Source organism: Rufibacter psychrotolerans (assembly GCF_016924645.1).
GTDB lineage: Bacteria > Bacteroidota > Bacteroidia > Cytophagales > Hymenobacteraceae > Nibribacter > Nibribacter psychrotolerans.
Genome location: NZ_JAFFJV010000008.1, coordinates 56,834 through 72,804 on the forward strand (window position 1 = coordinate 56,834; position 15,971 = coordinate 72,804).

Consider the following 15,971-nt stretch of genomic DNA (forward strand, 5'->3'; position numbering starts at 1 on the left):
AAGGCCTATTGCCAGATCAACTCCAGCACGGTAGCGCCCGCCTGCACCGTGGTGTGCGTTTCGCCGGGCAGGCGCTGCACCACTATTTTTTTGGTGCGGCTAGATAGTTTTTGCTGGCTCATGACCCTGGTGGCCGATTCCTTCCGGAAGAGCACAATGCCACCGTTTTCAGCAATGGCATCGCTGGAGGTGGGCCGGTATGTAAACCGGTTGCCGGTTACCGGCAACGGCGCTCTGGCGGGCACCGCCTCGGGAGTCTGCCGGGCAAGGGCCAGCGCTTTGCCGGCATCGGGCACGCCCCAGCCCACAAAGTTATTCCCGAACGGATACAAGTGACTGCTTTGCCTGATGATGCTGGTGAGTTGCTGCGGCGTAAGGCTGGGGTTTTCTTCCAGCAGGCAGGCAGCCAGACCGGCGATGATGGGCGCGGAGAAGGAAGTGCCCGAGGCCGCAAAGCAGGCCACGTCGGGCTTGAGGTAGGGCAGGAACCCGGGGCCAATGCTGCTGTAGCCTTGCTTGGTCCAGGTGGTGTAGTTGGTGGCGCCCACGGTGAGCACGCCCGGCGCATCGGCGGGGGTATTGATGACCTGCCATTTTTTGGTGCCCCCGTCATTGCCGGCGGCAATGATGAACACCATGCCTTTCTGTTCCACGGCCATCTGCACCGCGCGCGCAATAAAGCTGCTGCCGTTCATCTGCTGCGGGGTGTAGTTCTCGGCGGGGTTGTCAAAGCCTGCCCCGTAGCCCAATGAGGAGTTGACCAGGCGCACGCCCAGGCTGTCCATCCACTCTAGGGCCCGCACGAAGTGTTCTTCCTCAATGCGTTGTTCGCGGCCGCCGTGGTCGGTGCGGGCCAGGTAGAAGTCGGCCCCGGGGGCCAGGCCGCTCAGGACTTTGCCCTGCGGGTCAGCACCGCCCAGGCACAGGAGCACATCGGTGCCGTGGGCGTCCATCAGGCTTTCGCGCTGGTCAAAGACCTGGCTGCGGGCCGGCGTCACAAAATCGCGGTAGGCTTTCAGGCGGCCGCTCTCAAAGATGGGGGCCAGCCCTGCTTTTTTGGGGGCCTCGTAAAAGCCCGCGTCTATCACGCCCACCTTTACGCCCCGGCCGGTGAGGCCCGCCGCAAACAGCGGCTCGGGTTTGAGCTGTTTCAGGGCCTTTCCAATAAAACTGGGGCTAAACGGAACCGCCGCGCGGGTGGGCACCAGATAACCCGTGATGGGCGAGACCTCCCGCACAAATGGGGTCTTGTGCAACTGCTGCAACTGCGCGGGGGTGGCCTGCACCGCCGCCGCGTTCAACCACCGCGAAACCGTGCTTACGGCCAGGCCCCGGGTCCGCAGGCTGTCCAGGTAGGGCTGGTGCACGGGCAGGTCAGAGGGTTGAGCAAGCGGCAGCTGCTGCAGGTGGCGCTGGCGCAGGGTGGCCTCGCTCACGTGTGGGATGGTGGTCCCCGGTTTGTCTTTGAAGAAGACCCAATAGCGCTGCTGCCCCTGCGCCAGAGGGGCCAAAAGGCAGCTTGCCGCCAAGGCACAGAAAAAAAACACTTTAGTACAAACCCCCACGTTCAATCTATTAATTAGAGGCTATATGCCTGCAACTTACCGTTTAAAGTCATACATTTAAGGGTACAAACGCTCCAGTTTCGGCCTGGTTTCAGTAAAACGGGCCAGAAACACCCACGCCAGTAGCGCACTGGCCTACTACAAACCAAACCGCCATGAAATACGAGTCTATCGGGAAAGACCTTTATGTGCACAACCGCCAGAAGTTTATTTCTTACCTCAAGCCGCAGTCATTGGCCATTTTCCACTCCAATGACGTGATGCCCACCAACGCCGACGGCACCATGCCTTTCCGGCAGAACAACGATCTTTTGTGGCTCAGTGGTATTGACCAGGAAGAAAGCGTCTTGATTCTTTTCCCCGATGCCCGGGAGCCCCGCCTCCAGGAGATCCTCTTCGTGCGCGAAACCAATGACCATATCCTCACCTGGGAGGGCTATAAACTTACCAAAGAACAGGCCCGCGAGGTCTCGGGCATTGAGACCATCTTCTGGACCCATGAGTTTGACAGCGTGCTCAACTCGCTCATGCCCTACGTAGAGAACGTGTACCTCAACTCCAATGAGCACCTGCGCGCCGTGATGGAGGTAGAAACCCGCGATGCCCGCTTCATCAAGAAGATGAAGGAAAAATACCCGCTGCACAACTACTGCCGCAGCACCCCGCACCTGCATTACCTGCGTTCCATCAAGCACCCGCGCGAGGTGGAACTCATGCGCCGGGCCTGCCACATCACGGAGCAGGCCTTCCGCCGCATCCTCAAGTTTGTGAAGCCCGGCGTGATGGAGTACGAGATTGAGGCCGAGATCAGCCATGAGTTCCTGCGCAACCGCTCGCGGGGGCCGGCCTATAGTTCTATCATCGCCTCGGGTGCCAATGCCTGCATCCTGCACTACGTAGACAATTTCCGTGAGTGCAAAGACGGCGACGTGCTGCTCATGGACTTCGGGGCCGAGTACGCCAACTACGCCGCCGACCTTTCGCGCTCCATCCCGGTGAACGGCAAATTCACCAAGCGCCAGGCCGATGTCTACAATGCCGTGCTACACGTGATGAAGGTAGCCAAACAGATGCTGGTGCCCGGCAACACCCTGGACCAATACCACAAGTTTGTGGGCAAGGTGATGGAGAACGAACTCATCAAACTGGACCTGCTTTCTGAAGAAGAAGTGAACAACCAGAACCCGGCCCAGCCACTATACAAGAAATACTTCCCGCACGGCACCTCGCACTTCCTGGGCCTGGACGTGCACGACGTGGGCGACAAGTACCGGCCCTTTGAGGAGGGCATGGTGTTCACCTGCGAGCCGGGCATCTACATCAGGGAAGAGGGCCTGGGCATTAGGCTGGAGAACGACATCCTCATCACCAAGAACTGCCCGGTAGACCTCATGGAGAACATTCCGCTGGAGCTGGAAGACATTGAGCGCGAGATGCGCGGCTAACCCCTTTTTACCTGAGCTGTTTAGGGGCTGTTTTCTTGAAATTGGCCCCTAAACCAGCATGTGCCATAGTGAGAGCGTACCATTATTTAAGTTTAAGGAGTGAAGTTGAGTCAAGTTAAACGAGTAACAGGGGCTGGACGAGTCCTGTTCTGGGTAGCATTGCTGGGGGCCGCGCTGCTGACGGCGCCGGCCGTGGGGCAAGACACCGGGGCCCCGGTGCAGGAGGAACAAGAAGACCCCAACACCCGCCGGCTGAGCCTGGCCGAGGTGATCAAGATGGCCCGGGAGCAGTCGCCCAGCTACCAGCAGGCGCTCACCCAGCTGGAGAACCGCACCTGGCAGTTTCAGACCTACAAGAGCAACTACCTGCCGCAGCTGGCCCTGTACGCCACCTTGCCCTCGTACACCAAAGACTACGAGCGCGTCACCGACCCCAACACCGGCGAGATCAGGTTTGTGGGCGTGCAGTCGGCGGTTTCCTCGGGTCACCTGGAGCTTAAGCAGAACATCGGGCTAACGGGCGGGGTAGTCTCCATTGACTCTAAGCTGCAGCGCATTGACAACAACGGGCGCCACTCTTACGCCTCCAATCCGGTGGTGGTCACCATCAGGCAGCCTATCTTCAACCACAACGGCCTCAAGTGGGACCGCAGAACCGAGCCCCTGCGCTACGAGGAAGCCAAGCGCAACTTCTGGGAAGAGATGGAGCGCATTGCCGTGCGCGCCACCGACCTGTATTTTTCGCAGCTGCAGAGCCAGATCAGCTATGACATTGCCCAGAAGAACGTAGCCAACAATGATACCCTGTTCAAGATTGCCCAGGCCCGTTTCTACAACGCCAAGATCAGCGTGAACGAACTCCTGCAGCTGGAGCTGAGCCTCTTAACCTCCAGGCAGAGCCTGGAGCAGGCCCGGTTAGACATTGAAACCACCACGCTGCGCCTCAAGACCTACCTGGGCATCACAGATACCTACCCCATCCGGCTGGTGGCGCCAGACCAGATACCGCAATTTGAGGTAGACGAGGAGATGGCCCTGAAACAAGCCCGCGAGAACCGCTCGCGCGTGATTGGCATTAAGCGCGAGGAACTGGACGCCGAGCGCAACCTGGACTGGGCCGAGGCCAGCTCTGGCGTAAACGCTGATCTTTTCCTGCAGTACGGGCTCACCCAGCGCGCCGAGTCGCTGGGCCCCGTGTACGAAGACCCCACTTCCCAGCAGCGCATCAACGTGGGATTCAGTGTGCCGCTCATGGACTGGGGCCGCAACAAGTCCCGCATTGGAACCGCCAAGGCCAACCTCAAGCTGGTGAAAGCCAACCTGGAGCAGCAGCGGGTAAGTTTTGAGCAGGACGTGTACCTGCAGGTAAAGCGGTTTAAGATGCTGCGCGAGCAGATGAAGATTGCCCAGCAGGCCAACGGCTTAGCCGAGCGCCGTTACCTGGGGGCCAAGGACCGCTACCTGAACGGCAAGATTGGGATTCTAGACCTGAACCAGGCCGCCACCGAGCGCGATTCGGCCCGCCGCAGCTACGTGAGTTCGCTCCGCAACTTCTGGGACGCCTACTACAACCTCAGGCTGCAGACCCTCTATGATTTTGAGACCAACCAGCCCCTCACCATGCCGCTGCCGTTTTGAGTGAGTGAGTGAGTGAGTGAGTGAGTGAGTGAGTGAGTGAGTGAGGCGCTGAAAGCCTGTTAAAGGACCTCCGTTAGAGAAGCATAAAAGCAGCATCGCCCGTCAAGGTTATTGGCGGGCGATGCTGCTTTTATGATGCGTTTATATGGTTACTTACCCGTTTTCAGGCGAATTTTCTGAAATAGGGCCTAAAACGGGATGGGCTGGCTTTTACCCTTTGCTGGCCAGCAGGTACAGGACCGCCATGCGGATGGCTACGCCGTTTTCTACCTGGTCCAGGATGATGGAGTGGTGCGAGTCGGCGGCGTCTGAGGTAAGTTCCACGCCGCGATTGATGGGGCCGGGGTGCATGAGCACAATCTCCTTGTCCAGCTCGTCCAGCATTTTCTTGTTGATGCCAAAGTACAGGGCGTACTCGCGCAAAGAAGGGAACAGCTTGCCTTGCTGGCGTTCCAGCTGAATGCGCAGCACGTTGGCCACATCGCACCATTGCAGGGCCTCGCGCACGTTCCAGAACACCTTCACGCCCAACTCGCCAATGAACTTGGGCAGCAGGGTAGGAGGCCCGCACACGGCCACCTCGGCGCCTTGCATCTGCAGCGCGAAAATGTTGGAAAGCGCCACGCGCGAGTGCGTGATGTCACCGATGATGGCGATTTTCTTGCCCGCCACTTCACCCAGCCGCTCCCTAATGGAGAACGAATCCAGCAGGGCCTGGGTGGGATGCTCATGGGTGCCGTCGCCGGCGTTCACTATGTTGGCCTTGATCTTGCGCGACAGGAAGTGCGGCGCCCCGGGGCTGCTGTGGCGCATCACAATCATGTCTACCTTCATGGCCAGGATGTTGTTGACGGTGTCCAGCAGGGTTTCACCCTTCTTCACCGAACTGCCCGAGGCCGAGAAGTTGATCACATCCGCCGAGAGGCGTTTCTCGGCCAGCTCAAACGAGAGGCGGGTGCGGGTGGAGTTCTCAAAGAACACGTTGGCAATGGTGACATCGCGCAGCGAGGGTACTTTCTTGATAGGCCGGTTCAGCACTTCCTTGAACTGGTCAGCGGTTTCAAAGATCAACTGAATGTCCTGCGGGGTAATCTCTTTGATGCCCAACAGGTGCCGGACGCTAAGCTGTTGCATGGGGTTGTTCTTGTTCTGGAGTAAGGGTGAGGAGCCAGATGGCGTCCTCCGCGGAATCATTGCCCTGCCAGCGTACCTCTACCCGCTGCGAGTGCTGGGAGTCTACGCGCTGGCCGGTATAGGTGGCCTCAATGGGTAAGTCGCGGGTGTACTGGCGGTCAATGAGCACCAACAGCTCTACCTGCGCCGGGCGGCCGTAAGAAATCATGGCGTCCAGGGCGGCCCGCACGGAGCGGCCGGTGTACAGCACATCGTCTACCAGGATCACGCGCTTGCCTTCCAGGGAGAAATCTACCTTGGTGGCGTTGGGGGCCAGCGGGGTGGCGCGGCGGCGGAAATCATCGCGGTGGAAGGTGATGTCCAGGTAGCCGGTCTGGACCGTGATGCCCAGAATTTCCTGGAGGGTCTGCTGCAGGCGGTCTGCCACAAAAATGCCACGGGGCTGCAGACCCAGGATAACGGAATCGGAAAAATCGCGGTGCGTCTCTATGAGCTGGTGCGCCAGGCGCCGGATCATGATCTGAAACAGTGCGTGCGGAACAATGAGGCGTTTGTGCATGGCCGGGTTTTGGGCAAATATAAAGTTTTACGGGCAGCCGCGGCACTAAAAAAGAGAATTATCTGGCAAAAGCCCCTCGCGGCCAGTTGCTCCGCAGAAAGTGGTTAACCCCCGCATTTCCCCTCCACTGGTAATTGGGACATTAAGGCAGGCCAGGGAAGAAAGGGGTAGCCGAAGGCGGGCGCAGCCAGCTCCACAGCCGGTAGGGGCTGGAGGGGAGAGGGGTTTTGGGGCTGTTTTCAGGAAAACAGCCCTAAATCAAGGGGTAGCCGTTGGCTCAAACGCCATGTTCTGCAGGTAGAAAACCGTACGGGATTCCCCCTGGGCGGGCCTGATGCGCTGGAACCCGAAAGCCACGAAATTGCTGCCGTAAAAGTGGATGATGCCGTCGGTCTGGTTGGTGAGCATCTTCTCAGACTCCTCGCGCACCCTCACCTCCACTTTTTCCTCGTCTGAGAGCGAGGCGTTGGGCCGCACCGTCTTGTACCAGATGTATTCCTCGTCGGGGTACACCAGGGTAATGTGTCCCTGGGGGTTAACGCCGGCCTCAATGGTGGGCGCCAGCAAGGGGTAGGTGCGGTTTTTCAGCTTGTAGGAGTTGTCCCACACCAGCTTGCCTTCCTTGTCAAAGACGCACACAATGGCGTGGGTAAACCTGAACCCGTCTACCCGGCTCCTGATGTCCCTGAGCTCGGGGTAGCGGCCGGCAAGGGGCGAGTACTGGTACAGGTTGTTGTCGCGGTACTGCGGGTAGTAGACCTCGCCCACCACGGCGTAGCCCAGCGGGTGCGGAATGACCGGGTGCAGCAGCATGCGGTACCGCAAAACCAGCGGCTTGCCTTTGGCTTCCTGCCGGGCAAACTTGGCCTTCATGCGCCGTTCTGCCCTGGGCGAGAGGTACTCAAAAAAGTGGCTCAGCTTGCTGAAGTCATAGTACTGCAGGTTGCCGGCCAGGTCACTGGTGAACAAGCCCTTGGCGAAGATGGAGGTGCGGTGCCCGTAGGTGCCAATGAGCCGCTTGGTGAGCGTGTCGCCGGGGGTGAGGCGGCCCGCCTGCAGGGTGTTGTCGTTGCGGTAGTCCATCTCGGGCTGGATGAAGTACGTGCCAATCACCTCGCCTTTGGTGTTCATGCGCTTGGTCTGCACCCGGGAGCGCCACCCGTTGGACTCTTCCACCACAAACTCCACGGCCCTGGTGAGCGTGTCTACCCTAAACTCGCCCAGGTCTTCTTCCATGCCAAACACCGCCGGCAGCAGCTTGATGGCTTCTTCGCTGGGGTTGAGGTGCAGCATGTTCAGGTTCTGGCGGTCTAGCCCGCTCAGGAACACCTGGCCGTCCAGGGCCGCCATTTCCCTTATGTTGATGTAGGACGAAGGCAGCTCGTGCTCACTGAAACTGCCCTTGCCGGTGGCAAGGCGCAGCTGGTAGAGCACCAGTTTTTTGCTGGAGGCCGTGGAGAACAGCAGGTAAATCAGGTTCCGGTCGGCGGCTATGTGCAGCAGGTCGTGGCTGGGCTTGTGCTCGTACTTTTCCTGCCAGACCAGCTGCAGTTGCCGGTCATACTTAGAGACCACAAAGTCTGCTTTGCCAAACCAGGAGCTGTTCTTGGTAGAGACCACCAGCAGGGAACTGTCGGGCAGGGCCCGCACGGTGTGGTCATCGTCAAAGGAGTTGCTTTCTATCTCGGCCCGGTAGGTCTGGGCAGGGGGCGCGGGCTTCTCCTTGTCTTTGTTCCTTTGGCGGGCGTGGGCAGAGAAGGTCCCGCCCCAGCAAAGCAGCAGGAGCAGGAACGGGCACGTAAAGCTTCTGATCTGTGCGATCATACGGTGTTTTTAAAAGACTTCAAGGAAACATTAAAAACGCCGGCTACCTGCCTGAAGACGGGTTGGGTTACTGCCCCAGGCTCAATAACACCTCAAACTCCTCGGGCCGCAGGGGCATGACAGACAAGCGGGACTGCCGCAGCAGCGCAATGTTCTGCAGCCGCTCGTCTTTCTTGATCTGGTCAAGGGTAACCGGTTGGGCAAAGGCCTGCTCGGGCACCAGGGTCACGGCCACCCATCTGGGGTCGTCGGCGGTGGGGTCTGGGTAGGCTTCCTTGCTCACTTTGGCCACGCCCGTGATGGCTTTCTCTGAGACGCTGTGGTAGTACAACACCAGGTCTCCGGCTTTCATTTGCTGTAAGTTGTTTCTTGCCTGAAAATTGCGGACCCCGTCCCAGGTAGTTTGTCCGTCGCGCAGTAAGTCAGACCAGGCGTACTTCTCGGGTTCAGTTTTTACGAGCCAGTAGTTCATACGTAATAACAAGCAGGCGCCTGCCCAGCAGGCAAGCCCTTGCTTAGCTTAAAATAATAAAAGATTTCTACTCTTGAGTGGTTTTGCGCCGAATTTTGAGTTTTTCTGGCGAAACGGAGATAATCTCCAGCACCTCGGGCTTATGCTTGGGGTTGTCAAAGGTGACGCGCAGCTGGTCTTTGCCCGAGGCCTCCCATTTGCCGGGTTGTTCTTCCAGGCCATCGGCGGGGGCAATGCCGTAGCGCGTGAACCTGCCGTCTTCCTGCAGCAGGAAGCCGGTGCGCCCGCGCGAGGGCGGGAAATCAAAGGTGTTGGGGCGGTAGGTCCGCACATCGGCGGAGTCCTCTTCATAGGAGTACAGCCAGGTCTGGCCGTACACCGTGGCCGGCAAATCTGGCCGGGCCCCGCATTTGGTACCCATGAGCACCAGCGCCCCCAAACCCAACAGAAATGATTTTTTCATGCGTTTATCGGCTTGCCCGTGCATTCACCCACCGGCAATCCTGGCACAATATAAGAAATAGTCCTGAGTTCTGAGTCCAGAGTCCTGAGTTGGCAAAATCACCCGGAATCCCGGCCAGCCTCAGCCATGAGGGCTTTCCCTTTTTGAGCCCTTTTTCCAGAAACAGGCCTACATCGGCGGAGCCGAACACATGCTCTGACTCAGGACACAAGACACAAGACTCAAGACTCAGAACTCAAGACTCAAGACTCAGGACTAACATACGCCGTATGTTCCTATCTTTGCTTACCACTATTCACAGACCCAATACCGTGGAGAATAAAGAACTCATCCGTATGTTCCGGCTCACGGCTTCCCTGATGGAGCTGCATGACGAGAACCCGTTTAAAATAAGGTCCTACACCAGCGCCGTAATGGTGCTGGAGCGCATAGAATCACCCATCCACCAGATGAGCCAGGCCCAACTGGAGAAGCTGGACGGCATTGGCAAAGGCATGGCCGCCAAGATCATGGAAGCCATCCAGACCGGTACCCACGCTGATCTGGCCCGCCTTCTGGAGACCACCCCTGAGGGCGTGGTGCAGATGCTCAACATCAAAGGCATCGGCCCCAAGAAGATCAAAACTATCTGGAAAGACCTGGGCGTGGATACCATTGAACGGCTGCGCGAGGCCTGCGAGAAAAACGAGGTGTCTAAGCTGAAAGGCTTCGGGGCGAAAACCCAGGAGACCATTCTGCAGGGCCTGCAGTACACCGAGGCCAACAAAGGCAAGGTGCTCTGGGCCGAGGCAGAACCCCTGGCGCTGGAACTGCTCTCTTTCCTGAAAAACAGGCCAGAAACCACCGCCGCCGAGATTGTGGGCGAGATTCGCCGCAACATGGAGACTGTGGAGACCCTGCAGTTCCTGTTGAGTTTGAACGATGACGCCATTTGGCCCAACTTCCTGACCGAACTGCCGGGTATCTCGCCGCAGGAATCGGTATCCGGGCCGTTTGTGTGGCGTGGACTGGTTGACACGACTGGCCTGAAGGTAGAAGTGCGTTTGGTGCCGGAGCGCCGCTTCGCCAACCAGGTGTTGTTGTACTCGGCTAATCCGCTCTGGCTCACCCAACCCCTGAACGACAACGGCGACACGCTCATGGCCGAAGCCTACGGCGAACCGGCCGCTTCTGAGGAGGAAATCTTTCAACGCGTGAACCTGCCCTACATAGCCCCGGAACTGCGCGAAAGCCTGCGCGTGCTGGAACTGGCCCGGGAAAACAAACTGCCCACGCTACTCACCGATGCAGACCTGAAAGGCACCGTGCACAACCACAGCACCTACTCAGACGGCGCGCACACCCTGGAGCAGATGGCCGTGCACTGCCAGCAACTGGGCTACCAGTACCTGGGCATCTGCGACCACTCCAAATCGGCGTATTATGCCAACGGATTGAACGAGTTCCGGATCAAGGAACAGCACAAAGAGATTGACCACCTGAACCAACAGCTGGGACCGTTCCGCATCTTCAAAGGCATTGAGTCTGATATCCTTTCCGATGGCTCCCTGGACTATGACAATGACGTGCTGGCTTCCTTTGACTTCATTGTGGCCTCCATCCACAGCAACCTGAAAATGGATGTAGTGAAAGCCACAGACCGCTTGCTCACGGCCATTCAGAACCCGTACACCACTATGCTGGGGCACCCTACCGGCCGCCTGCTGCTGCGCCGCGAAGGTTACCCCATTGACCACAAAGCCGTAATTGACGCCTGCGCCGCCAACCAGGTGATCATAGAAATCAACGCCAACCCGTGGCGGCTGGACCTGGACTGGCGCTGGGTAGAATACGCCCTCAGCCAGAACGTGCTCCTGAGCATCAATCCCGATGCCCACAGCATGCGCGGCTACGAAGACATGCGCTACGGCGTGCTGGTAGGCCGTAAAGGCGGCTTAACCCCAGAAATGACCTTCAATGCTAAGACCCGGGAAGAAGTAGCCACGTATTTCGAGGAACGTAAGCGGGCGAAGGGGATTCTGTAAATTCTTAGAGCAAATTCTATTTCGCTACCACAAAGCCCCTGCAGGAAAAACTATCATACAGCTTTCCTGCAGGGGCTTTGTGATGTAGCAATTTTTTGATTTATGGTAGTTTCACAAGTTCTTATTATCATACTCTGATGGAGTAAACTCCTTAAAGGTTGCCTTTCCTTTCACCACCAGGAATTCTACTGTTCGTTTTACCTTTTGAGGCTGTCCCTTGTACATTCCTGGTTGCCATTTGGGCATTTTACCTATCGCCTCCATCAGGTTTTCTTCTATACCATGCCCTAAATCTGAGAGCGCTTTTATTTTGGTTACTTGACCATCTGGCGAAACAATGAAAGAAAGCTTAGCGGTACCATTTATTCTTTGATTCAATGCCTGCTCTGGTACTTGATAGTTTTTCTTAATATAGGATTTGAAAGCTTTTTCGCCGCTTAAAAATTTTGGAGCCGTTTCAATATTTAGGAATACACCCGTTTCATAGGCTTTCTCATCATAAGTAAAGTTACTAAAGGCTAATTTGCCGAGTAAAAAGCTGGGAACAGACCTTGGGGCGGGCACTCTAATTGGGAGAGTATACTTTACATTCACGGTTTTGCCGTCATGTCTACCCGGTTTCCATTGCGGCATGCCTTTAATTAAGTTTACTGCATTTTCATCTACCAAGGGATGCACTCTGCTTAGTAACTCAACATCCTGTACAAAACCAAAATAGTCTACGGTAAAAGTCAAATACAAAGTGGCTAAAGAGTCTTCAGTGTATTGGTACCTGGGAGGTCCAAAATTCTCTTTGATGTAATGGAACAAAGAGTCCACTCCTCCTGGAAACTCTGGCATTTCATCTACAGCAATGTAAATTTTAGCTTTCGATGATTGCTCTTTTTGTGCAAGGGAAGGAATACTAATAGAGATGAATAAAATGAGGATGTAAAGGTGCCGCATAGGGGAATGTTACAATTATATATTTTGCCGCACAAGATAGTCAAAAGCACATATTCTCTTTACTTGCCTTTAAACAGAACAAACTAAAACAGGTTAAATGGTTGAAATCAGAAGTATGTGATGAATAGGTAAATAAGTATGCTTTCTTGCAGCAGCTTTCCCTCATATACGTATAATTCTATATTAAACGGGCGTGCCAGCTTTTACCATGGTTAATCCTTCACCCCGCATCAGGTCTTTTAAGGAGTTCTATCCGTTCTACCTTTCAGAACACCAGAACACCACCAGCCGCGTGCTGCATTTCACGGGGACGGGGTTGTTGCTGCTGCTCATGATCGTGGCATTTGCCTTTGGGCAATATGGTTGGTTGTGGTGGCTGCCGGTGATTGGCTACGGTTTTGCGTGGGTGGGGCACTTCTTCTTTGAGAAAAACAAACCCGCCACTTTCAAATACCCGCTCTACAGCCTGGCCTCAGACTTTATGCTGTTCTTTCAGTTGCTCACCGGCAAGCAGAAGTTTAAAGTGAAGTAACTCAACCTATCATTTGTCATCTTGGAAAGATCTTGTGAACAAACAAGACAGGCTTCGCATAAACGCCAGAACAGTTGGCTCACAAGATCTTTCCAAAATGACAAATGGGGGGATTCTTGATAGTTTACCTGTAGTTAGATTCTGAATTTTAATCCATTTCCAGCTTCTTTTCCCGAGAACAGGCCTGAAACAGCAGCAAGGCCTATTCTTTCCGTCTTTGTCTTGGAAGGTTGGCTGCTTCTTTTGCCCCTGTCACCTTCTTCTCGGGTACTGCGCCGGTAGCGTTTTTCAGAGCAGTTCCGCCTTTCACGTACGTAAACTCCAGTAAGGAACCTTTGTATTGGCTGCCTTTAGGGTCTTCGCCCGATGGCCCGGAAGTCACCGAGGAACTGTCTACCACCGCGTACAGCTTTTTGCCGTCTGGGGAGATGGCCAGGTCACGGTAGCGGGTCTGCTTTTTGTTGAAGTAGGAGAGCGTATCGCCGGTGGTGCCGGTGCCGTTGGCGTTCAGTTTCACCCGTACCACTTTCCCGGTTTTGAGCATGGCAACAAGCAGGGAGTTCTGCCAGCCCGGTATGGCCGAGGAAGTGTACACGGCAATGCTGCTGGGCGCATCAGAGGTCCACTCAGGCGAGGCTTTTTCATCGTTCCGGGATTGCGTCATGACATTCCGGATAAAGGCGTTGGAATTGGGATAGAAGCTGAGAATAGGGTCCTGATAGAGTTCTTTCCCGATAGCTTTCGCGTTGTCGTTTTCGCTCTGGATGGTGGGATAGGTAGTGTTCCACTCGCCGGGCAGTTGGGTGTGGCTGCTCACGCCCGCCGCCAGGCCGTTGTAGTTATTGTCATTGTAGCCAATCACCAACGGGTGCCCGTAATTTTTGCCCCGTTCTATGATGTTGATCTCGTCATCAGAGAAAGGCCCGTGTTCGCTGGAATAGATCCGGCCAGTGCCGCCTATCACGGCATAGGCCAAGCCTTGCGCATTCCTATAGCCGGTACTCCAGACCGCACTCTGCCGTTGGGTTGAGGTGAACGGATTATCATTCGGAATCCAGCGGTCAAAGGGACCTTTATCAGCATCTGGCTCCAGGTTGAAGCGTAGTACTTTGCCTTCATAGCTGCTGGTCAGTTGCGCCCGATTAGGTCGGCCCACGTTATGGAACTGCCCCGCGCCCATGTCGCCTACGGTGTAAAAGAGGAAATCTTTGCCGTTCACCGGGGCAATAAGCAAGCGGCCGGAGTTGTGGTCATTGCTGCCCGGGATGCTGTCGCAGAGCACCATAGGATGGGTTAGTTTCTGGGATTTCGGCTCATAATCGTAGCGCACCACGCGCATGGTGTAATGGCAGCCGGCAAAGTTGGGATCACAGCCATCGCCCGGTTTGTTTGCCCCGGCAAACTGGTACGCGTACGCCAGGTACACATACGGTTTGCCCGTGAGAAGCTGGGGATGCAGCGCCATGCCCATGAGTCCGCCCTGTGGCCAGGATTTACCGCCGTCTATGGAGTCTGGCACCTTGTCATAGCGCGGAAACTGGCGGAGGTTGTTCAGGTCCAGGACAACCGTTTGGGCTCCGGTGGTAGGATGAATGCGGCTCACGCGGTAACCTTTCGCCTCGGTGACCCACAGGTGGTGGTCGGGGCCGTAAGTCACTTCCCACGGATCGCTAAGTTTGTCTTTGACCACCCGCACCGTGAACACCTCGCCCTGCGGGCCGGTTAAGTTCTGGGCCCAGGCAGGGAGGGCGGCACTAAACGCCAGGAGCAGGAAGAGGAGCGAAGCTGCAAATCGTACCATAGGGGAAAAAGCTAAGTCTGAGACCAACGGACACAGACTCTTTAAACCCCCGGCGGGTTGCTTTGGTTGTGGAAAACTGTCTGCGGTTGCGTAAAGCTGGGGCTACCCGCGCTGTCTGAACTGCTCCGGGGTGTTTCCGGTGTGTTTTTTGAAAAATCGGCTGAAATAGGAATTGTCCTCAAAGCCCAGGGCATGGGCCACCTGCGTAATGTTGAGGTGCGGGGAGTGGGTGAGCAGGCGTCTGGCTTCCAACACCAGCCGTTCCTGCAGCAGATCAGAAGTAGTCTTGCCCAGGTTCTGTTTGCACAGCTCGTTCAGGTACTTAGCCGACAGGTGCAGGGCATCGGCGTAGAATTTCACGGGGTGGTGCTCCCGGTAGTGCTGCTCTACCAGGGCTTCCAGCTGGTAAAGGTAAAAGGGCCAGTTGGCGTTGTCCTGCGCGGCGTGGGCGGCGGGGTACAGGCGGGCTAAAAAGATGAGCAGAAGGCGCAGATAGGCCCGCAGGGCCTCGGTCTGCAGGGAGAGCGGCTGGGCGTACTCCCGCAAGAGGTCCTGCAGCAGGTTTTCAACGGGCGTGAGCTGGGCAGCCTCAGCGTAAAGCACCGCGGGGTTCTGCCAGGCCCTGAAGAACGGAAACTGGCGGAGCTGTTCGCTGCCGGGGGCTTCCTGGTAAAAGTCGGGGGAGAAGAACAGCAGCGTGCCCTGGGTATCTGGCGAGAGGTCCCAGGCATGCACCTGGCCCGGCGTCAGGAAAAAGACGCTGTTGGGCCTAAGGTCATAGGTGGTGAAATCAATGGTGTGGGTACCCTGGCCCTGCCTGATGTGCAGCAGCAGGTAAAAGTCATGCTTGTGCGGCGCTTGCACAAAGGCATGCTTCTGCCGGTGGGCCTGCAGGTCTACCACATGGAAGCCGTGGGTGAGCGCCCGGGCGGCGGTAAAATCAGGAATACGGTAAACGGGAAGTTTTTCGGGCATAGGCCAAGCGGCGCCGGCCGCACTGTTTCTGCCCCAAATTGCAGAAAATAACGCGAAATCCGCGCACGCGCCCGCTAATGTCCCCGGGCCTGCGGGGTAGCGGCGGCCGTTGGGTCATAGCTGATGAAGATGTTGATCCAGATGGAGCGGGACAGCTTGAAGATGGCCGGCAGGAACAAGACCAGGGCCAGCACCAAGGCCCCTACAAACATCCAGGTGGTGATTTCGTCTGAGAACAGCATCATCAGGGCTACAATGCCAAGGGTGGGGCCGGTGGTGAGGGCGTAGCTCACAAACATGGCTCCGTAGTAGTAGCCGGGCTCGGGCTCGTACAACTGCTGGCACACGGGGCACTGGTCTTTCATCTGGGAGAAATTACTCCAGCTCAGCAGACTGTTGTTCTCAAACAGGTTTCCCTCATGGCAGCGAGGGCACTTCAGCCTGAAAACGCTATATAGTTTAGATCCTTTTCCTAACATCGTTCTCTGCAAATTATCTTTTACAAAGGTACGTGCCCCATGCTTTTATGGATAGGACAAAAGGCGGTTGTTAAGGTGATTTTTGCCCCGGCCCCGCCCCATTGTAGGGGAGCAG

At 56.5% G+C, this 15,971-nt stretch carries 14 protein-coding genes; 4 read left to right on the forward strand and 10 right to left on the reverse strand.

From position 1 onward, the window contains the following. Positions 1–5: 5 nt before the first annotated feature. Entirely contained in the window at positions 6–1,511 is a 1,506-nt protein-coding gene (locus tag JT718_RS08835; RefSeq protein WP_205501871.1) for a S8 family serine peptidase, read from the reverse strand. Between the two features lie 209 nt (positions 1,512–1,720). Between JT718_RS08835 and JT718_RS08840 the strand changes: the two genes are divergently transcribed. Both JT718_RS08840 and JT718_RS08845 read left to right on the forward strand, forming a co-directional pair. Beyond that, positions 1,721–3,010 carry an aminopeptidase P N-terminal domain-containing protein gene (locus JT718_RS08840; protein ID WP_205501872.1) on the forward strand — a complete coding sequence of 430 codons (1,290 nt, stop codon included), beginning with the start codon at positions 1,721–1,723 and terminating at the stop codon, positions 3,008–3,010. 105 nt (positions 3,011–3,115) lie between these two features. Further along, the gene (locus JT718_RS08845; RefSeq protein WP_205501873.1) at positions 3,116–4,648 is read left to right on the forward strand and encodes a TolC family protein; all 1,533 of its coding nucleotides are present in this window, start codon (positions 3,116–3,118) and stop codon (positions 4,646–4,648) included. Positions 4,649–4,858: 210 nt separating this feature from the next. Here JT718_RS08845 and JT718_RS08850 read toward each other — a convergent pair whose 3' ends face one another. The 5 genes from JT718_RS08850 to JT718_RS08870 form a co-directional block, all read right to left on the reverse strand. Then, positions 4,859–5,782: an aspartate carbamoyltransferase catalytic subunit gene (locus tag JT718_RS08850; RefSeq protein ID WP_205501874.1), complete on the reverse strand. Its 924-nt coding sequence runs from the start codon at positions 5,780–5,782 to the stop codon at positions 4,859–4,861. Then, entirely contained in the window at positions 5,769–6,341 is a 573-nt protein-coding gene (pyrR, locus tag JT718_RS08855; protein ID WP_205501875.1) for a bifunctional pyr operon transcriptional regulator/uracil phosphoribosyltransferase PyrR, read from the reverse strand. Before pyrR ends, JT718_RS08850 begins: the two co-directional genes overlap by 14 nt. A 258-nt stretch (positions 6,342–6,599) precedes the next feature. Continuing rightward, positions 6,600–8,165: a hypothetical protein gene (locus JT718_RS08860; protein WP_205501876.1), complete on the reverse strand. Its 1,566-nt coding sequence runs from the start codon at positions 8,163–8,165 to the stop codon at positions 6,600–6,602. Between the two features lie 67 nt (positions 8,166–8,232). Continuing rightward, entirely contained in the window at positions 8,233–8,637 is a 405-nt protein-coding gene (locus JT718_RS08865; protein WP_205501877.1) for an EVE domain-containing protein, read from the reverse strand. 67 nt (positions 8,638–8,704) lie between these two features. Beyond that, positions 8,705–9,100 (reverse strand): hypothetical protein, encoded by a 396-nt coding sequence (locus tag JT718_RS08870; protein ID WP_240337005.1) that lies wholly within the window; start codon positions 9,098–9,100, stop codon positions 8,705–8,707. Positions 9,101–9,369: 269 nt separating this feature from the next. Here JT718_RS08870 and polX point away from each other — a divergent pair, with 269 nt between their 5' ends. Continuing rightward, a complete protein-coding gene (polX, locus tag JT718_RS08875; RefSeq protein WP_240337006.1) occupies positions 9,370–11,124 on the forward strand; it encodes a DNA polymerase/3'-5' exonuclease PolX in 1,755 nt (584 codons plus the stop codon). A 111-nt stretch (positions 11,125–11,235) separates the two neighbouring features. Here the strand turns inward: polX and JT718_RS08880 are convergent, their stop codons facing one another. Further along, complete coding sequence (locus JT718_RS08880) at positions 11,236–12,069, reverse strand: energy transducer TonB (protein WP_205501878.1); 834 nt, start codon at positions 12,067–12,069, stop codon at positions 11,236–11,238. A 208-nt stretch (positions 12,070–12,277) separates the two neighbouring features. On the opposite strand from JT718_RS08880, the gene JT718_RS08885 reads away from it, so the two are divergent. Next, positions 12,278–12,601, forward strand: a complete 324-nt coding sequence (locus tag JT718_RS08885) for an Mpo1-like protein (protein ID WP_205501879.1) — start codon at positions 12,278–12,280, stop codon at positions 12,599–12,601. Between the two features lie 202 nt (positions 12,602–12,803). Here JT718_RS08885 and JT718_RS08890 read toward each other — a convergent pair whose 3' ends face one another. The 3 genes from JT718_RS08890 to JT718_RS08900 all read right to left on the reverse strand — a co-directional run bounded on the left by JT718_RS08890 (position 12,804) and on the right by JT718_RS08900 (position 15,742). Then, positions 12,804–14,402, reverse strand: a complete 1,599-nt coding sequence (locus JT718_RS08890) for a PQQ-dependent sugar dehydrogenase (RefSeq protein ID WP_205501880.1) — start codon at positions 14,400–14,402, stop codon at positions 12,804–12,806. A 102-nt stretch (positions 14,403–14,504) separates the two neighbouring features. Further along, entirely contained in the window at positions 14,505–15,377 is an 873-nt protein-coding gene (locus JT718_RS08895; protein WP_205501881.1) for a helix-turn-helix domain-containing protein, read from the reverse strand. Between the two features lie 74 nt (positions 15,378–15,451). Continuing rightward, complete coding sequence (locus JT718_RS08900; protein WP_240337007.1) at positions 15,452–15,742, reverse strand: DUF983 domain-containing protein; 291 nt, start codon at positions 15,740–15,742, stop codon at positions 15,452–15,454. Positions 15,743–15,971 lie beyond the last annotated feature (229 nt).